Raw genomic sequence first — 18,605 nt, forward strand, 5'->3', positions numbered from 1 at the left:
AGGATATGTTTTGAAGAAAATTAAACTTTTTGTATCAGCTACTATCATTTTTTTGCTTGGTTTTGTAAGTGGTGTTTACACCTTACCTATTTTAATGGCCCCACCTTCACCCAGCATGCTCGAATTTGCTACCGCAACATTAAATACAAAATACCAGGCAACTATCCCGGATTCTTTAAGCGGCTCTGACTTTCTTCACTTTGGAGAAGGGACTTTTTCTCTTTCCGACAAAAGTATTGTCTTTCAAGGCAGATTAGCTCCCGGTCCTGATTATCAGATCTATCTATCACCTAGTTTTGTAGAAGATGAAGCTCAATTTCTTCAAAATAAACAAAAAATGGTCAGAGTAGGAGAAGTAAAGTCATTCAATGGCTTTATATCTGAGGTACCACAACATATAAAAATTAACGACTATTCAAATATTGTAATTTGGTGTGAAGCATTCCAAGAATTTATAACTGCTGCAAATTACAAATGATGTCAGTGGCCTGTTTCGCCTTTCAAAGTTGTTTTGATTTAGCAATCAAATATTTCTTTGCTTACAAACAATAATGATTGATCTAGTTGTTTTTAAAACTGGTATTATATTGAATTAGTCACATAATTTAATTTTGGGATCTTCATGCACTCTTTCTCAAATCATGTACAGCTTGGCTATTATGGTGTTTTACCATTCTTAGCATGCATTTTTGGCAGCTTAATACTTGGAAGTAACGAAATGCTTATCCAAGCATTTACATTTTATAGCCTTGGTATTTCAGCCTTCTGCGCTGGTGTAATGTGGCGTCCTGGTGAGCAAAGCATAACTCATGCAGTGATGGCCGTTGTACTCATTATCCCCTTCTCTTTACTCGCTTTTGCAAATACCACAATTACTTTGGCATATTTGGCAATTTGTTACCCACTAGTCTTACTGTTCGAGCGAGGTATGCCCGCATGGCAGTCCTACCACAAGGATTATCACAAAATGCGTTTTATACTGACTTCAGTTTTGTTCGTTAGTCATTTGTTCATGATTGCACAACAAATTGAGCTTTCCAGCAACATATAAGCCTTAAATCTGCTATATGTAGTATATGGATCAAACTAGATGTAGCAGATGAAGATTAAATATTTTTATGCATTTATAATAGTTATCACCATTTGCTTGGCCTTTTTACTTTTAAAAAAGCCTGGTATTGATATAGATGCATTCGAAGAATTGTTTTGGTTTTCGTGCACCGGTTTATTAATCGGTTATGGCGCGCAATATGTTAGTAACCGCCTGCTAGTCGTCGCCTGGGGAATGTACTGTGTTGGATTATTCCTAGATGTACTAGATGACATTCTAAGTAAAGATACGCTTCCCCTACTTGTCGCTGATACCTCACTAAAAAAAATTGGTTTGATTTTAACCTGTGTAGTCCTTTACAACGTTATTCATCATGAAAGAAAAATCATCGATAAGCTAAATAATGAGATCGCACGGCGTAAAAAACTTGAAGAGAAATTAAGCTTTGAAGCTAATCATGATGACCTAACCCAACTCGGAAATAGAAAGTCTTGCTTTGAAAACTTTGCTACATTAAGTAGCAAGTACCCTTATTTACTCTATTTTGATCTTGATAACTTTAAGTCTGCTAATGATACATATGGTCATCAGACTGGTGATACAATACTCATTCTCATTTCAAACACTTTGAAATCCGAATTTGGCAATGATAACTGCTTTAGGCTTGGAGGAGATGAATTTGTTGCTTTTAGCAAAACCTCTCCTGAAAGCATTGAAATGTTGAGGGAAAAATTAATAGAGCATATTTTTGAGTTCGGTGTTGGAGTCAGCATTGGCATGGCCCAAGTAACTTCTAAAGAATCTCCAGATGAGATTATGCACCGTGCCGACTCAGCTATGTATTCTGATAAATCACACAAAATAATTCGTCAAAGACCAAGAACTTAGTGCGCTTATTTCTGGCACTTTTTTGATCATGCTGATAGTCTAATACTAATTTCTATTTGTGAGGGAATCGCTGTGTTCGGTAACTTATTTAATAATCAACAGCAAGAACAAGAACTTCAGGCATTACGTCAACAAGTACAGCTTTTACAGCAAGATAACGAAAAGCTTCAATCTGAGAATGATAACCTTAACGAATTACTAGTCGAAACCCAGACTCAACTCAATGAGAACACCGATAACCAACTCCTTCAATGTGCTATTAATGGTTTATCTCAAGTTCGAGATATCAGAGAAACTGTAAGCCAGAGTTTTACTTCAATAGAACAAGAAAGCCAGTCTATTAATAACATCAATTCAATTTTCGAAACTTCAGAAAAATCTTTGACTAATATTTTATCAGGTATGGATGGGCTGACCGAGAATATGGCGACCATGACAACCAATATTTCTGGTTTGTCGCAAATGGCCGATAACATCAATACGTTCGTTACCACTATCTCTAAGATTTCTGATCAAACTAACTTACTGGCACTTAATGCTGCAATTGAAGCTGCACGCGCAGGTGAGGCTGGTCGTGGCTTTAGCGTCGTAGCTGATGAAGTTCGTGCGCTTGCGAACAATACCAATGAGTCAGCAAACGAAGTTTCAGACCTTGTTAAACAAATCATGGATACAACGCAACAAACGGTAAACGCAGTTAATGTGATCCAAAGTTCAAACCACGATTTATCCGAAAGTATCGCGCAGCTAAACAATGATTATTCAAGCATAGTGGGTAGTTGTGGTTCGATGAAAAACACTATCATGGATGCAACCACCCAGACATTTGTGCAAACTGTAAAGTTAGACCATGTTGTGTGGAAGTCTGATGTATACAACCATCTTATTGGGCTAAATTCACAGCCCATTTCAGCATTTGCTGATCATGCAAGTTGCCGTCTCGGAACGTGGATGAATTCTGAGGGTCATAAAAAGTTTAGTGATTTGAGTGCATTTAAACGCCTTGATGCCCCTCACAAACAGGTTCATACCACTGGCGTTGAAGCAATGAACTTATTTGCTCAAGGAAACAAGCAGGGTTGTATTCAAAAATTAAATCAGATGGAACAAGCATCTGCTGAAGTTATGTCTTTACTAGATGAATTAGCTAGACAAGCTTAATAAATTCTCCTGAACCTCTAGAAGAAGATGACGAGCCTCGTATCTTGAGACCATAAAATATATAATCACGCCATTGTTATTTATACATTGTAGTTATGAAACTAAATAAACAGTGGCGTATTTTGACCGTCGGTGATGGCGATCTCAGTTTTTCCCACTCACTCTCTTTACAATTTCCTCGCTCACAGCTTATTGCCAGCGTATATGATTCAGAAACTGTATTGCTCGATAAATACAAAGATAATGCGCTCAATGCTTTAAAACAAAAACAAGTCAAAGTATTAACAGAATTTGATGTCACTGAACCGGGCTCATGGAAAAGGATTGCTAGCAAAAGCATCGATGTGGTGATATTTCAATTTCCATTAATTCCGGCATTTTCTAACTTTGATGATTTTAAACAGCAGAGTCTGTCAGTAAATACCTTAAACAGACGTCTATTACGGTTATACATATACTTCGCGCACAGGTACGTACTTGATCCTGCTGGGCCAATGTTATGCATTATTACCTCAAAAGATGTGAAACCTTATTGTGAGTGGGATTTAGAATCTTCACTGACACAGGGCTTGGGTATTAACTACCTTGGTCAAAGTATATTTAATATCAATGATTTCCCAGGTTATAAAATCAGAAATGTAGATAGAGATAAACATGTAAAAGACACCAGTGGGATCAGTTATGTGTGGTCTGCAAAAACAACACCCGACGAACTTGCTCACCTTAGTCGGCCGCATTACCTTTTAGATAATCATTGCAGCTTCTGTCGCGCAGGCCCTTTTCTTACAGACAAAGACAAGCTCGCGCATACAAACTCTAAAAAGCATAAAAATATGAAAAAACACCATGACGATTGGATGGCATATTTAAAAAGCGAAAGTTTGTAATAAATGTGATTATTAATCTCCCGCAAGAAAACAGTATGTTAGAAAAGTAGATACTCACCGCAAAAGCTATGAATAATGTATACAAGCCTATTGAGCAAAGTTAAATTCACGATTAGACTACGGCTCTGATTTAATATGAGAGTAAACATAACCAATGGCAAATAGAGATTTGCTTTTCGCGGTGGCTTGCTTACTGTGTGCAATGATCACCATTCAATCCGGTGCATCAATTGCCAAACAACTCTTCCCTTATGTTGGGCCTGAAGGTACTACTGCTTATAGACTTGGTTTCTCAGCCCTTATTTTATGTCTTATTTTTAGACCATGGCGACACGTGCCAAAAAAATGGGGGCCAATTGTCGTCTACGGCCTTTGTTTAGGCGGCATGAATATCACTTTTTATTACGCCATTGAACGAATACCGCTTGGGATAGGTGTTGCCCTTGAATTTACCGGGCCCCTTGCGGTTGCTTTATTCTCATCAAAGCGAAAGCGAGATTATTTATGGGTTATCTTTGCTATCGCTGGCATTGTATTACTGCTCCCTGATATTAGCACCCAAGCAGGACTTGACCCAATAGGCGTAATACTTGCCTTAGTCGCAGGTGGATTTTGGGCGGGTTATATTTTATTTGGTAAAAAAACTGGTAATCAAGGCTCAGGTGGCGCAACCGTTGCGATTGGAATGGCAGTTTCAGCACTCGTATTAGTGCCGTATGGTGCTGCTTCACAAGGTGCTGCATTATTGAATTTGGAGCTTATCCCGCTTGGTATAATGATAGGTATTTTATCAAGTGCGCTCCCCTATAGTTTAGAGATGGTTGCGCTCAGAAATATGCCAGCTCAGGGGTTTAGTATCATGATGAGTTTAGAGCCTGCAGTTGCCGCTGTAGCCGGACTTATCATCCTAGGAGAGCTGTTAACGGTGTGGCAGTGGTTTGCTGTTTTCATGATTATTATTGCCTCAGTGGGCAGCTCATTGGGTAATAAAGAAAAACACTAAATTGAGGACTTTAAGAGCAACAGTGAATCAATAACAGTGTAATTATAAATATGTAAAGCCGGGCTCATCCCCGGCTTTTTTCTGTTTAATGCATAGTGCTATTGGAAGTTAGCATTATTTAAAAGATAATCTTCTTGCTTTGGCATCACCCACTTTTCTAGCCACTGCTCTTGCTCCCATAACACATGTAAAATCGCTTCTATTGATTGATACTCATGTGATTCATTCGGAAATAATACCAAGCGTGCTTCTTTATCTAAACTCAATAAGGTTTGATATAACAGCTCGGCTTGAAGTTTTGTCGCCTTATCATCATCTTTACCGTGGATAATCAAAACCGGTACGTTAATTTTATCTACAGAGTTAAAAGCAGATACACCACTAAACAAAGACGCCTTTTGCCAATAAGCCTCATCACTGTCTAAATACCCTTTACTGGCCATAGTCACATTATATTGACCACTTCTTAAAATGCCTGATGAAAAGTAATCCGTGTTTGCCAATGCAAGTGAAGCAAGCGTTGCCCCCGCTCCATGACCAGCGATTGATATTTTGCCAAGTTCAGCCACCCCTTTTGCAATTAACGCATCAGTAGCTGCTTTGAAGCTAGACTTCAAATCTGTCATAAAAGCTGCGCTTGAGGCTGCGCTTTTTAGACTTGGCATGCTTGGGTTTTCTAGAATTGCGATACCTTTTGCAGCATAAGCCACCATATCTTTGTGATTGCTCGTAACAAACTCACCTTTTTTATTGTAGATATCATCACCTAACCAAAATAAGACGGGTAAGCTACCTTGAGTTGCATCATAGTTATTTGGTAAGTATAAGTTTGCTGTTAACGTTTGACCATCGGCGCGACGATATTGCAATTGCTCTTTTTTCACACCAATAAAACCTTCTATTGGATGCGTGTTTCTCGTTAGTTGCTCCAAGGTGTTGAAGGTCAAATCACTGATAAAAAAGTTAGTAGGCTGCAACTGAGTCTCTTTGCTAAACAAAAAACGCATGCCTTCATCATCAAGCAGTGCAATCAAAGACTCAGAGAATTCAGGCTGAGATTGCCACACTGTCGACTTACTGTTTGTTTTCGCATCAAAACGTTCTAGTAATTGAATGACAGAGTCGCCTTGAATTTGTTGGCTATGCACAAACAAATATCGACCACCAACTACTTTTAACGCTTCAGTACCTAAATCATTTCTTTGTTTAATAAATTTATGCCAGGTTTGAGATGAATTTGTTTCAGTGAATGTTTTGAATTCAACACGACGTAGGTCTGCATTTCTCGGAGTAATGATGCTTTGTCGACGCTTTTTATCATCTAACGACTTTTCAGTAAGCAATGCCAAACTGTCGTTAAACCAATCTATCTTTTCTAGCTTCCAATCTAATGTTGCAAACGCTTGAGGCGCTTTACGAAACGGTGCACTGACAGTAAATAAGTTATCCGAACCATCAGGTTTAGCTTCGGCCCATAAAACAGTTGCCCCTTTATCCAAACGCCACTGGAACTTATGTTTTTGCAAAACGGGTGAGTCCAAAGCTTCAACGAGTGGGTTTGCTGCTAATTCGTATAAAGCATGACCTGTCATGCCCCAGACTTGCCAAACGTTGGCAAAGTTTTCAAGCGGTCTATCTGATGTAATGGGATCATCAATCATATTGACGATTAAATTGGTTGAATCAGGTGACACATCGAAATGATTTAAAAAGGTCGCTTGACCAATCGGCTTTGTAAGTCCACTTAAGCTGATTTTAATCAGTTGACCTTGTGCAAAGAATTTAAACTGATCGACAATCGGATCGGGTTTAATCTCTTCAGAAGCCGGCAATCCATTTTCATCAATCTGGTTTGTCACTTCGTTTGATTCAGGTTGCGCCGTTACTTGTAATGCTTCACTTGTAATTAGCTCGTTTTGAGTCGCTTCAACAACTTCTTCTACAGGACGAAAGTACTCAGTGATAACTAAACCTGCTTGATTTGGAATTATAATGCGTTGCTCTTTTTGAGGCTCTACGGGCTCTTCTAATAAGGGTTTGCCATGATTCACAGCAATATTAACCACAAACCCCGTACTATCCGGTAACCATTGGTAAGGAGACGTTGTTAAGAAACCATTCAAGGTCGATTGAGTGACTTGCTCTAACCGCCTGGTCTTAACGTCATAAACCCATAACGTTGCAGAATTGACCCGCTCTAAAACAAGGCTTAAATAACGACTATTCGCAGACCATTGCACGTCTCTAATCTCACCTTCAGGTAAGTTATTGATGTTAAGGACAGAACCCGAAATAACATGACGTATTTCAATATCAGCATAACGTTTTAGTGATGCGTGCGAGTAATTGAATGGGTTAAAGTTAATACCAAATAAAGACAGTTGCGGTTGTACTTGTTTAGATGAACCAATCGCATGCTGTGACAACTCAACTAACCAGTCGTTGTCTGGGCTCATTAAAATATCTGGTGTAGACTGCACTTCGACTAAACGCGCAAACTCTTCCGTTGGTGTCTTGAATCCGATCGTGTTGGCATTCGCAATGGCTTCAGATGATATTAACAATGTAACGAAAAAAGCGCCAAATACAGACGATATTGTGCGATTCATACTGTTCCCCTAATCAATTAGTAGCGAAATAATATACTTAAATCATTAGAAATGCAGCTATTTACGTAACTTCGACAAACTCAGGACTTATGGAAGATTTCATAAAATTTTAAAAATCTAAGTCAGTAGAGTAGTTCTTTTAAATACAGTACAACATCGAGTTTTTGAGTAAATTCAGGTAGACTTCGCGCCTCTAAAATCAACATCTATGAGAGTACAATGAGTAAACGTGTTTTAGTAATTGGTTATGTGTGGCCTGAACCAAATTCTTCCGCGGCCGGCACACATATGATGTCTTTACTGAAGACGTTTCGAAATCAAAACTGGCAAGTTGAGTTTGCTACGCCCTCGCAACCAACAGAACACATGATTGATCTAAATGATTTTGGGATCAGCAGTAAAGAAATTGCCTTAAATTGTTCGAGTTTTGATGAATACATCACACACTATAATCCCGATATTGTGATGTTTGATCGCTTTATGATGGAGGAACAATTTGGTTGGCGAGTCGATAAGTTTGCCCCTAATGCTCTTAAAATCTTAGATACAGAAGACTTACAATGCCTAAGACAAGCAAGACATACTGCCCATAAAGGCAAACGAGACTTTACCTTAGCCGATTTACAAAGTGATATTGCCAAACGTGAGATTGCCGCTATTTTACGTTGTGATTTAAGTTTAATTATCTCTAGTTATGAAATGTCATTGCTCGAATCTCATTTCAAAGTTGATTTGAACCTATGCCACCACCTACCTTTTATGGTTAATCTTGAGAACTTGCCAAAGTCTTTGCCTGAATTTGAGCAAAGAGCCCACTTTATGACCATAGGTAACTTTAGACACGCACCTAATTGGGATGCGGTTTTGTACTTACAAGAAATTTGGCCTCTTATAAAAAAGCAACTACCTGAAGCTGAGCTACACATTTACGGCTCATACCCACCTCCAAAAGCCACAGCCTTGCATAACCCAAAAACGGGCTTCCTGATTAAAGGCTGGGCGGAAGATGCAAATAAGGTCATGCAAAATGCCAGAGTGTGTTTAGCGCCATTGAGGTTTGGTGCAGGCATTAAAGGCAAGCTATTAGAAGCGATGATAAACCAAACACCGAGTGTGACCACAGACATCGGGGCTGAAGGCATGGCTGAAGACCATCCATGGCCTGGTTTAATTGCTAATAGTGCCCAGACGTTTGCTGATGCAGCAGTAAAGCTTTATCAAGATAAAAAGCTGTATGAGAAGAGTAAAAATGCTTCTGAAGAGCTATTGAAGTCTTTTTATAATCAGCAGCTGTTAGAAGCGTCACTCGTTAAACGTATTGTCGATATTGCTGATAATTTAGAGGCACATAGAATGCAAAATTTCACGGGTCAAATGTTAAAACATCATACCATGAAAAGTACGCAATATATGGCGCAGTGGATTGAGGCAAAAAACAAAAAATAATTCACAATAAATTGCTAGACATACCCTCAAAAGTGATTAGAATTCGCACCGTTTCTAACAAAGCATACCAGTTAGGTTAACTTCGGCTATAGTTAACCTAATATTTACTTTTACCACCCTCATTTGGTTTAAAAACTTGAACACAGCTAGTTTTACGCAAAAAAGAAAGTTTATCGTTAAGCTTGGCAAAATGCTGCATAAATACGGTACGCCAGCCTATCGACTTGAAGCGCACTTAATGGAAGTCGCAACACACTTAAACTTGAAGTCGTCTTTTGTTATGTCACCAACTTCAGTGACCTTTGTTATATGGACAGACGGCCATGAAGAAGAGTATACGCATGTTGCGCGTGTCGAACCTGGCGATCATGATTTAGGTTCGTTAGCAGATACCGATGATGTAGTAACTCGTATGTTGGCTGGCGAATTAACTATCGAAGAAGCCGATGCGAACCTTGAAACCATAGATACTAGCAAGAACCCATTTAATAATTGGTTTACTGGTTTTGCTTTTATGGTCTCTGGTGCCGCTTTTGCAATGCTAATGGGCACCAGCTGGAACGATGTTTTATGGTCAGGTTTGATTTCACTTATCGTATTTCTGTTTGTACTCTGGTCAGCCCGCTCTAAACGCGTAACTCATATGTTGGAGCCGTTGGTTGCCATTGCAGCTGCAATAGCAGCATGTGCAGTAAGTAGCTACATTGACCCTGGGGTCAACATACGACTCGTGGTGTTATCATCGATCATTGTATTTATTCCAGGCCTCGCTTTGGCACTGGGTTTTGCCGAGTTATCAGCAAGACATTTGGTATCAGGCACAGCGCGTGTGATGGATGCTGTCATGCTGCTATTTAAACTTTATTTTGGCGCATTTCTTGGAATTAGCATTGGTTTTGCACTGTTCGGGCAAACTGATTTTATTCAACCCGAAGCGCTGCCTAAATGGACGGCATGGTTAGCTATATTACTCTTATGTAGTAGCTTAATTATCATCTTTAGAACCAAACTAAAGCATGCAAGTTGGTCGATTGCTTCAGGTTTTATCGCCTATGCAGCAAGTATCAGCGCTGCGGTTTACTTTGACTACAGCATTGGCGCATTCGTTGGTGCTTTTGCAGTAGGCGTTTTTAGTAATTTGTTTAACCGTGTAGTGAATGCTCCAGCCTCAATAGTGGCTATGCAAGGGCTTATTGTTCTTGTACCAGGGTCAAAGACATACATTGGTTTGAACTCATTAATTGAAGGACAAAGTTTCGTGAATGCAGACCAAATTGGTCAACAAACGTTTTTGATCTTCATGTCACTGGTTGCGGGTTTAATTTTCGCAAACGTGGCGTTACCACCAAAGAAAAGTTTATAAGTACAATTAAGGCTGCATAAACTGAGCAGCCTTCTTTTCTATTAAATTAACAATACTTCTTTTAAAATCTTGTCGTTAATCATTCTCGCTTAATCGCAAACACTGGAAATCACTATTTGTGACTATAAAATAGCGAACAAAACTGAACAACAAGGTCATATAATGAAGTTAATAAAATCAACAATTGCACTTGCAGTGGGTTTAGTTACCTCGTCTGCATTTGCAAATGACACAATAACAATCGAAGACATTCCAAAAATCCAATCTGTTGGACAAACAGCGGTAGATCCTGAAGGCGAACTTGTTGCTTTTACACGCTCAGTGCCAAGAGAGCTTTATATTGATGCTAATGGCACAAACTACTCAGAGCTTTATGTTGTTGATGACAAAGGCGTTGAGCGCCCTTTCATCACAGGTAAAGTGAGTGTTCGCAGCATTCAGTGGTCTGCTGATGGTGACTTCATCTACTTCCTAACCAAAAAGAAAACTGACAAATTCACGTCTTTATACCGCATCGCTGCTAACGGCGGTGAGTCACAAAAAGTATTATCATTAAACGGTACTTCAATCTCTAGCTACAAGCTAAACCCAAATGGCAAACAAGTTGCCATCTTAGCGATGCCTGCTAAAGATAAGACTGAAAAAGAACTTAAAAAGCTTGGCTTTATGGCTGAAGTGTATGAGTTAGGTCTAAAAAACAAACAATTACATCTTGTTGATTTAGTGCAATCTGAAAAAGCGCTTAAACCTGCTGCGGTAGAAATTGAAGGCTATGTAAGCGACATCAACTTCTCTGATGAAGGTGACAAGTTACTTGTTAAAACTCAGCCTACAGCGCTGATTGACGACAAATATATGAAGTCACAGTGGCACGTGATGGACGTAGCTTCACAGAAAATTACCACCTCTTTCAAAACAGAAGGTAAGTTAGGTGCTGCTGAATTCTCATACGAAGGTGATTATGTTGCCATTCTTGGCGCAGAAGATAAGCACGACCCTGCGACTGGCCGTCTATATCTAGGTAATGCAAAGACGGGAGAAATTGAAGAGTGGATCCCGAACTTTATGGGCCACATTGGTGATTTCGAGTGGGCTAACCGCCGTAACACATTAAACTTTGTTGCAAACGTGGGCGCTGAAAGCTTTGTTGGCCAAATTAAAGTAGGCTCTAACAAGTACAAGAAGATTGTTAAAGAAGGCAAACTGATTGCCTCTAACCTATCTGTATCTGATTCAGATAAGACCATTGTTCTTCGAGGCAATACTGACAAGCACCCGAACGAAGTTTTCATGCTTCGCGGTAAAAAGACAAAACGCCTTTCTGATTCAAATGATTGGTTAAATGACAAACGCTTTGCTAAACAAGAAAATATTTCATTCAAAGCGCGTGATGGTGTAGAGATTGGCGGCGTATTAATTTACCCACTTGATTACCAAGAAGGTAAACGTTACCCACTGATCATGGCGGTTCACGGCGGTCCTGAAAGCCATGACAAAGATGGTTGGTTAACGAGCTACTCAGATCCAGGTCAAATGGGTGCAGCAAGAGGTTATGCTGTTTTCTACCCGAACTACCGAGGTTCAACAGGTAAAGGTGTTGATTACTCAAAGCTTGGTCAAGGTGACTATGCAGGTAAAGAGTTTGACGACCTAGTTGATATGAAAAACCATTTAGTTGAAATGGGCTTAGTTGATAGCAAACGCGTTGGTATTACAGGTGGTTCATACGGTGGTTATGCATCAGCTTGGGGCGCGACTAAACTGACTGAACACTTCGCAGCAAGTGTTATGTTTGTAGGTGTTACAAACCAGTTATCTAAGTTTGGTACAACTGACATTTCTAATGAAATGTACCTTGTACACGCTCGTTCATACCCTTGGGAAAAATGGCAGTGGTACTTAGAGCGCAGCCCAATTTACTGGGCAGGTCAATCTGAAACACCATTACTTATCATGCACGGTAAAGACGATCCTCGCGTTCACCCAGCTCAGTCAATGGAGCTATACCGTTATATGAAAGTACAAGGTAAAGATGTACGTCTAGTGTATTATCCAGGTGAAGGTCATGGTAACCGTAAAGTAGCTGCACAATACGACTATAGCATTCGTTTAATGCGTTGGATGGACAACTACCTAATTGACGGTAAGAAAACAATGCCGACTTATGAAATCGACCATGCTGCAAATTTAAAAGCAGCAAAAGAAGCTAAAAAGTAATTTAGCACTCTAGATTAAACTAAAAGCCACCTATTTTAGGTGGCTTTTTTGTATGAGTTTCACTCAATTCGTTTTATTAAAGATGAAAAATTTACATAAACTAATACTTTAGTAATAAAAGTTTCATGCGTATACTCTATGCTCATTTTTTAACTAGTGACATGGAGTCGAATCAATGAAAATTTCTCGTCTAGTCTTACCATTTGTAACCGCTGCTGTATTAGCAGGTTGTTCAGCAACAGGTCCACATCTTAAAAGCTCTGTATCTGAAGGTGTAGCGGGCATTGAAGCGCGTTTACCTTATGCGAACTACTCAAACTACTTTGGTTATGTAGACTCATCAGTTCAGCCTGAAGGTAAATATAAGGGCAAAGATACGTACTATCTGTACGCTTGGGTTCCTGCTGCGGTTGATGAAATCGGTGTATCAATGATGTCTCCAGCGGTTTCAACACCTGAAGGAAATGACTTTAAACATGCTAACTTCACACCAGGCATGCAAAAAGATGCTGATAAATTCTTTGATACTTATATTGTGTTTGATCGTTTAAATATCATAGACAATACAAAAATCAAAAACGGTGGCAAGGTGCTACAAAACTTAGGGCGTAACGACGATACATCAGAGTTGCCTGCAAACCCAAGTGGTGCAAACTACAACTCTCTTCTTCGTAAAACAACATCAATGAATAATGCAAGTGAAGCGCTTGTTCGTGGTGTTTATCGTATTTCGTTTACGTCTTTCCGTTCAAACGTAGAAGGTTCATTTGAAGCAACAATAGGTACTAACGTACCGGGCGTTAAAATCGCAGCATCACTTGAAGAGTTACATGAACTAGTAAATGGCAATAAGCTTTAAGCTTAGCCTTTACTTATGATAAAAGGCCCAATTTGGGCCTTTTTAATTTAATGCATCACAGCTATCAAGCTTTTTTAACGAATTTAGCTGTTACCATCATTTCACCAACACCATCAACCTTACAGTCAAGCTCATGATCTTTTTTATCTAATACGCGACGAACTAGGGCTTTAGTGCCTATTTTAATTACTTGTGAGCTACCTTTGATTTTAAGATCTTTAGCAACAGTCACTTTATCACCGTCAGCAAGCACAGTACCGTTTGCATCTTTCACTTCAAATGCATCTTCGTCTACTTCATTTGGGTTCCACTCGTGTGCACACTCAGGACACACAAGGTTTGTTTGATCTTCGTATACGTATTCAGAATTACATTTAGGACAAGGAGGTAATGACATATTTCACAACTTATAAAATTACAATATCGGTATTCTAAAGGCTAAAGAAGTATCATGCGAGGGGATTTTGAAAAAACCTGATCGAACATCAGATTTTAACGATGGTTAATTCAGGTTAAGTAAGTGATTTTGAAATAAGTACTAATATTGATGTTCAGATAGGTTAATAAATAATACCTACACTCTTAATAATGTGAGCTATTTTCAGCTTAATATAAAGCGAGCTGAACTTTAATGCTTTAACGGACCGCTAAAAAGGAGGTAAAAACAGTCCTGTGCAAGTTAAAGGCTGACAGTAAAGTTCGCTCATATAAAAAATTTAGGGCAATTTCTGAATAAAAACAATGCCCTAAGCATTGTACTTTTGTCTATAAAAACAACAAAAGTACATTCAATTACGCATCTGGTGCACTATTATCCATCTGCAATTGTATGTAATTTGGCAGACCCATTAGTTTGATTAGGTTTAGGTGTTGTTCAAGCCAATAAATATGATCCATTTCTGTGTCATCTAGAAGTTTCTCTAGAATTTCACGAGTCACATAGTCTTGTGCTTTTTCGCACTCACCTATGATGTTTTTTAAACTCGCAGCGACTGTCATCTCAGCCGCTAGATCGTTTTCAAGCATTTGTTGAACGTTATCACCTACATTGATTGGCTGACGAGAGGCTGTATCTGGTTTACCTTCTAAAAACAGAATGCGCTCAATAATGGCCTTTGCATGATCTAACTCTTCATCATATTCATGCGCTAGTTTGTGTCCTAACTTACCCAACCCCCAGTCTTCATACATTTTAGAATGTGCGAGATACTGATCCATTGAGGTTAACTCTAGCGTCAATTGTTGATTTAGTAGGTCGATAATTTTTGGATTACCTTGCATGATTTACTCCTCAACCTGCGACTGCAGATAATTTTGAATACCCGTGTGTTGAATTAGGAATTGCTGCGCTTCAATCCAATCAACATACTCTTCTTCGTACTCAAGGATCTCTTCTAACAGTTCGCGAGAAATGTAATCTTGCTCTTTCTCACACAATTCAATGGCCACTTTTAAGGCTGGGATTTGCTCTAACTCGAATGCCATATCGCACGCGAGCATTTCTTCGGTATGCTCACCGATACGTAATTTTTCGAGGTGCTGTAAGTTTGGTAAGCCTTCTAAAAACAAGATACGTTCGATAAGATCGTCCGCTTGTTTCATGTCTTTTATTGATTTTTTATAGGCTTTTTCGTTTAGCTCTTCTAGCCCCCAGTTTTTGAACATACGGGCGTGAAGGAAGTATTGATTTATCGACGTCAGTTCTAATGTCAAAATCGCATTTAATTGCGCAATGACTTGTTTGTTACCCTGCATAGGGCCCCCTAAATAAAAGTTACGAGACGCCCTATAACACTAGACTAAAAATTAGCCACCGCAAGACCATTTAAAGATAAGTAAAGAATTAATATATTCTTTTAAAATAAACAACTTATAACATTATTGAGAGTGATTTAGATTAGCAAAAACACTCTTAACACCATACTTTTTTACTAAACACATAAACATAGTCAACACCAGAATTGAAATAGATGTTAACTCTATAATTTATATAGCTAAATTGTTTTTTTCACTGCAATACCTAAGCGTTTGGCCAAACGTACCAGGTTTGCTCTATCGAGCTTTAATGTCCTAGCTGCTGCTGCCCAATTTAGTTCATGCTCTAACAAAGCCTGCTCTATTAATTTTTTTTGAAATTGTTCAGTGGCAGACTTTAATGAAGCTATTTGGCTTAAGTCAGTACTAGTTTGATTAAAGCTGGCCGCTTTTGTGCTTTCAAAACTAGAGCAGCTATTAGTAGAATTTTTATGCTCTTGGCTTCCTGTAAATAGTTCGCAGTCACTTTCATCTACACTAATAATGCTACTTGGCCACTGTTTTTGTTTTGCTTTTAATGCTGCACGGCTTATCACATGTTCAAGCTCACGAATATTACCTGGCCAATTGTAAGATTGCAGTAATTGATACAAATTCGGCGATAACTTTAATTGCGCAATGCCTAGTTGCTTACTGACTTTTTCAGCAAAGAAGCCTGTCAGTAACGGAATATCATCCAAGCGCTCGTTTAAAGAAGGCACTTTAATCGGGAAAACGCTCAATCGATGATACAAGTCTGCACGAAAACGCCCAGCCTCAACCTCTTCTAATAGATTTCGGTTGGTTGCTGCGATGACCCGCACATCTACAGATTGAGTTTTATCAGCACCAACTGGTTGAATTTCACCGCTTTGTAATACTCTAAGTAATTTACTTTGAGTATTGAGCGGTAACTCACCGATTTCATCTAAAAAAATCGTGCCGCCGTCCGCAAGCAGAAACTTACCATCACGATGTGAGTTTGCCCCAGTAAAAGCGCCTTTACGATAACCAAATAACTCACTTTCGGCCAACGTCTCGGGTAAAGAGGCGCAATTGACTTGAACGAACACTTTGCTCGCACGTAGAGATTGATTATGCAGAGAGTGAGCAACTAGCTCTTTACCTGTGCCTGTTTCACCCGTGATTAACGTGGTAAAGTCAGAACCTGCTACAAGTTGAATATCTCTTTGTAATTGCTTCATGGCCAGACTTTGCCCGACCATTTCGTATTGGCCTTTACTCAGTTCGGTGATCAAGTGACTGCCCTGCTGCGCTTTAGTGAGCAGATCTTGGGTGAGTAGTATGGCACTAACATGACGGGTCAAAGCCTCATTAACCATTTGCAAAAAAGACGGCGCATAGTCTTCAAAAGTGCCCGCATTTAAACTGTCTACCGTGATCACTCCAAGCAATTGATCTTGATGCTTGATCGGAAACCCCATACACGCGTGAACAGGAATATCACCTTCTTGTGCAATAAGAAGCCCATCATAAGGGTCTGGGAGTTCGCTGTCGGCACTGAATCTGACAGCCTTATCCGACTGACTAATTGCCTGTAAACGAGGATGTTTGTCTATCACAAAGTGTCTACCCAACACATCTGGCATTAATCCTGATATGGCAACAGGTACCAGTTTGTTATTTTGATAGAGTAACAAGGCAATGGCATCACTAATAAAACACTCTTTAACAGCCTGAATAACGGCTTCAAAACAATGCTCTACGTCGAATTGCGCAGAGTTAGGTAATGCCCGAGCTAACGCTCTATTAAGCATAAGCAGTGAAGATAACGAACGTTGCTCCATGTATTTTTGACTCTTTACCTACCAAAAGACACGCAAAGTTTAAGTCAAAATGACTCTCTCATTCAAATTATTATTTATTAAACCTTACTAATAATCTGATTTTAATAAGAATAATATTTGGCACAGTAAATGCCATTACTCTCACAAGCCCTAAAAAGATAATTTAAATGCTGTGGAGTAGTCATGAGACCTATCAATCTAACTGAGCCGGTGCCTGGTGAGTTTAAACTTTTCAAGCCACATCAATGGCCATTATTCATGCTTGGCTTTCGGCCATTCTTTTTATTAGCAGGGCTTTGGTCTGTGCTCGCTATTTTGCTATGGCAATTTATTTTAAATGGCACACTCTCTTGGCAAGCACAAATTCCTGCCACACTTTGGCATGCACACGAGATGATCTTTGGCTTTGCTTCAGCGGTGGCTATTGGTTTTTTACTCACAGCAGCACAAACTTGGACTGGTGTGCCTGGACTTTCTGGTAAAGGCTTAATTACCCTCAGCGCGATTTGGGTTTCTTGCCGAGCTATTTTCATTTTTTATGCAGACAACCAGTTACTTTTACTACTTGGGCAAATATTCTTCTGGCTTTTTGCTATTGCTTATTTGAGCCATATGCTGGTGTCATCGGCTTCAAAACACAATTACATCATGATTGTTGTACTCGCCTTACTCACTCTATTTAATAGCGCATTTTTAATGAGTACTTGGTTAGGCGAATATTCGCTCGCCCGCTTGTTCACTCAGTTGGCTGTGCTTGGCTTTATGTTATTAATTGGCATTATTGGAGGGCGTGTCATCCCATTTTTTACGGCGCGCGGTTTAAATCGAGATGAACAAGTAAAAACACCTAAGCTCGATAAATTGCTGCTGTTATTTAGCCTAATGGCGATGGCTGGTTTTGCTAGCATCAAGCTTTTTTCTCTTGATATCAATGTTGGTTTTGTTTTACTTCCTGCTGCCACTTTGCATTTAACTCGCACCATTTTGTGGTTTGATAAAGGAGTATTTAAAGTACCGCTGCTTTGGTCATTGCATTTAGGCTACTTTTTAAGTGCAGTTGGCATTTTATTTCTCGCGTTTAGCTACCTGACAGGCCAAATTAATCCGGCCGATGCACTGCATTTAATTACCATTGGTGGCATTGGATTAATGATCTTGGCAATGATGGCAAGAGTCTCACTTGGTCATACTGGTAGAGCATTAAAACCGGCAAACATGGTAGCTTGGGCATTCGCTTTCATAGCTTTAAGCGCACTAGTTCGATCATTCATGCCAATTGTCTATTCTCCTCATCTAGCGTGGAATATCAGCGCTTATTTGTGGGTTGTCGGCTTTGCCATCTTCTTGTGGTTTTATACACCTATTTTAATGAAGAAAAGAGTTGATGGGCGCAGAGGTTAAAAAGCTGAGTTGGCATTAACATTAACGACTCATTCTTTGAAATCAACACGGTAGCACCGACTTTATGTCGGGTTAATAGAGTTGGCGAGTTGGCGAGTTGGCGAGTTGGCGAGTTGGC

Annotated in this window: 16 protein-coding genes; 11 read left to right on the top strand and 5 right to left on the bottom strand. The window is 39.4% G+C overall.

From position 1 onward, the window contains the following. The first annotated feature begins 10 nt into the window (after nucleotides 1-10). The 6 genes from ACXAC4_RS24915 to ACXAC4_RS24940 all read left to right on the top strand — a co-directional run bounded on the left by ACXAC4_RS24915 (nucleotide 11) and on the right by ACXAC4_RS24940 (nucleotide 4,990). Complete coding sequence (locus ACXAC4_RS24915; protein ID WP_475167062.1) at nucleotides 11-478, top strand: DM13 domain-containing protein; 468 nt, start codon at nucleotides 11-13, stop codon at nucleotides 476-478. Nucleotides 479-622: 144 nt separating this feature from the next. Next, nucleotides 623-1,051, top strand: a complete 429-nt coding sequence (locus ACXAC4_RS24920) for a DUF3429 domain-containing protein (protein ID WP_475167066.1) — start codon at nucleotides 623-625, stop codon at nucleotides 1,049-1,051. A 48-nt stretch (nucleotides 1,052-1,099) separates the two neighbouring features. After that, entirely contained in the window at nucleotides 1,100-1,939 is an 840-nt protein-coding gene (locus ACXAC4_RS24925; RefSeq protein ID WP_475167068.1) for a GGDEF domain-containing protein, read from the top strand. Between the two features lie 72 nt (nucleotides 1,940-2,011). Continuing rightward, nucleotides 2,012-3,100, top strand: coding sequence for a methyl-accepting chemotaxis protein (locus ACXAC4_RS24930; protein ID WP_475167070.1), 1,089 nt, complete (start codon nucleotides 2,012-2,014; stop codon nucleotides 3,098-3,100). Nucleotides 3,101-3,195: 95 nt separating this feature from the next. Next, on the top strand, nucleotides 3,196-3,987 hold the full coding sequence (locus ACXAC4_RS24935; RefSeq protein WP_475167073.1) for a class I SAM-dependent methyltransferase: 792 nt from the start codon (nucleotides 3,196-3,198) through the stop codon (nucleotides 3,985-3,987). A gap of 154 nt (nucleotides 3,988-4,141) precedes the next feature. Continuing rightward, nucleotides 4,142-4,990 carry an EamA family transporter gene (locus tag ACXAC4_RS24940; protein WP_475167077.1) on the top strand — a complete coding sequence of 283 codons (849 nt, stop codon included), beginning with the start codon at nucleotides 4,142-4,144 and terminating at the stop codon, nucleotides 4,988-4,990. A 98-nt stretch (nucleotides 4,991-5,088) separates the two neighbouring features. Here ACXAC4_RS24940 and ACXAC4_RS24945 read toward each other — a convergent pair whose 3' ends face one another. Next, complete coding sequence (locus ACXAC4_RS24945; RefSeq protein WP_475167080.1) at nucleotides 5,089-7,599, bottom strand: alpha/beta hydrolase family protein; 2,511 nt, start codon at nucleotides 7,597-7,599, stop codon at nucleotides 5,089-5,091. Nucleotides 7,600-7,818: 219 nt separating this feature from the next. Between ACXAC4_RS24945 and ACXAC4_RS24950 the strand changes: the two genes are divergently transcribed. From ACXAC4_RS24950 to ACXAC4_RS24965, 4 genes are all read left to right on the top strand, one after another. Further along, a complete protein-coding gene (locus tag ACXAC4_RS24950; protein ID WP_475167084.1) occupies nucleotides 7,819-9,045 on the top strand; it encodes a glycosyltransferase family 4 protein in 1,227 nt (408 codons plus the stop codon). A 136-nt stretch (nucleotides 9,046-9,181) separates the two neighbouring features. After that, nucleotides 9,182-10,408: a threonine/serine exporter family protein gene (locus ACXAC4_RS24955; RefSeq protein WP_475167087.1), complete on the top strand. Its 1,227-nt coding sequence runs from the start codon at nucleotides 9,182-9,184 to the stop codon at nucleotides 10,406-10,408. A gap of 162 nt (nucleotides 10,409-10,570) precedes the next feature. Continuing rightward, complete coding sequence (locus ACXAC4_RS24960; RefSeq protein WP_475167091.1) at nucleotides 10,571-12,625, top strand: S9 family peptidase; 2,055 nt, start codon at nucleotides 10,571-10,573, stop codon at nucleotides 12,623-12,625. 175 nt (nucleotides 12,626-12,800) lie between these two features. Further along, nucleotides 12,801-13,484: a LipL32 family surface lipoprotein gene (locus tag ACXAC4_RS24965; protein WP_475167094.1), complete on the top strand. Its 684-nt coding sequence runs from the start codon at nucleotides 12,801-12,803 to the stop codon at nucleotides 13,482-13,484. A gap of 64 nt (nucleotides 13,485-13,548) precedes the next feature. Here the strand turns inward: ACXAC4_RS24965 and ACXAC4_RS24970 are convergent, their stop codons facing one another. The 4 genes from ACXAC4_RS24970 to norR all read right to left on the bottom strand — a co-directional run bounded on the left by ACXAC4_RS24970 (nucleotide 13,549) and on the right by norR (nucleotide 17,086). Further along, nucleotides 13,549-13,881: a zinc ribbon domain-containing protein YjdM gene (locus ACXAC4_RS24970; RefSeq protein WP_058032344.1), complete on the bottom strand. Its 333-nt coding sequence runs from the start codon at nucleotides 13,879-13,881 to the stop codon at nucleotides 13,549-13,551. 395 nt (nucleotides 13,882-14,276) lie between these two features. Beyond that, nucleotides 14,277-14,765 (bottom strand): bacterioferritin, encoded by a 489-nt coding sequence (gene bfr / locus ACXAC4_RS24975; RefSeq protein ID WP_130255369.1) that lies wholly within the window; start codon nucleotides 14,763-14,765, stop codon nucleotides 14,277-14,279. A 3-nt stretch (nucleotides 14,766-14,768) separates the two neighbouring features. Next, nucleotides 14,769-15,239: a bacterioferritin gene (gene bfr / locus ACXAC4_RS24980; RefSeq protein WP_475167099.1), complete on the bottom strand. Its 471-nt coding sequence runs from the start codon at nucleotides 15,237-15,239 to the stop codon at nucleotides 14,769-14,771. 239 nt (nucleotides 15,240-15,478) lie between these two features. Continuing rightward, nucleotides 15,479-17,086 (bottom strand): nitric oxide reductase transcriptional regulator NorR, encoded by a 1,608-nt coding sequence (norR, locus tag ACXAC4_RS24985; protein ID WP_475167104.1) that lies wholly within the window; start codon nucleotides 17,084-17,086, stop codon nucleotides 15,479-15,481. A gap of 183 nt (nucleotides 17,087-17,269) precedes the next feature. Here norR and ACXAC4_RS24990 point away from each other — a divergent pair, with 183 nt between their 5' ends. Next, the gene (locus ACXAC4_RS24990; RefSeq protein WP_475167110.1) at nucleotides 17,270-18,487 is read left to right on the top strand and encodes an NnrS family protein; all 1,218 of its coding nucleotides are present in this window, start codon (nucleotides 17,270-17,272) and stop codon (nucleotides 18,485-18,487) included. Nucleotides 18,488-18,605 lie beyond the last annotated feature (118 nt).

This window comes from Pseudoalteromonas sp. AWM4_233, assembly GCF_056158285.1.

Excerpts from the sequence above, each read along its gene's own strand:
- ACXAC4_RS24920 (WP_475167066.1), top strand. The coding sequence starts at position 623 with ATGCACTCTTTCTCAAATCATGTACAGCTTGGCTATTATGGTGTTTTA.
- ACXAC4_RS24925 (WP_475167068.1), top strand. The coding sequence starts at position 1,100 with ATGAAGATTAAATATTTTTATGCATTTATAATAGTTATCACCATTTGC.
- ACXAC4_RS24935 (WP_475167073.1), top strand. The coding sequence starts at position 3,196 with ATGAAACTAAATAAACAGTGGCGTATTTTGACCGTCGGTGATGGCGAT.
- ACXAC4_RS24940 (WP_475167077.1), top strand. The coding sequence starts at position 4,142 with ATGGCAAATAGAGATTTGCTTTTCGCGGTGGCTTGCTTACTGTGTGCA.
- ACXAC4_RS24945 (WP_475167080.1), bottom strand. The coding sequence starts at position 7,599 with ATGAATCGCACAATATCGTCTGTATTTGGCGCTTTTTTCGTTACATTG.
- ACXAC4_RS24950 (WP_475167084.1), top strand. The coding sequence starts at position 7,819 with ATGAGTAAACGTGTTTTAGTAATTGGTTATGTGTGGCCTGAACCAAAT.
- ACXAC4_RS24960 (WP_475167091.1), top strand. The coding sequence starts at position 10,571 with ATGAAGTTAATAAAATCAACAATTGCACTTGCAGTGGGTTTAGTTACC.
- ACXAC4_RS24965 (WP_475167094.1), top strand. The coding sequence starts at position 12,801 with ATGAAAATTTCTCGTCTAGTCTTACCATTTGTAACCGCTGCTGTATTA.
- ACXAC4_RS24970 (WP_058032344.1), bottom strand. The coding sequence starts at position 13,881 with ATGTCATTACCTCCTTGTCCTAAATGTAATTCTGAATACGTATACGAA.
- bfr (WP_130255369.1), bottom strand. The coding sequence starts at position 14,765 with ATGCAAGGTAATCCAAAAATTATCGACCTACTAAATCAACAATTGACG.
- bfr (WP_475167099.1), bottom strand. The coding sequence starts at position 15,239 with ATGCAGGGTAACAAACAAGTCATTGCGCAATTAAATGCGATTTTGACA.
- norR (WP_475167104.1), bottom strand. The coding sequence starts at position 17,086 with ATGGAGCAACGTTCGTTATCTTCACTGCTTATGCTTAATAGAGCGTTA.
- ACXAC4_RS24990 (WP_475167110.1), top strand. The coding sequence starts at position 17,270 with ATGAGACCTATCAATCTAACTGAGCCGGTGCCTGGTGAGTTTAAACTT.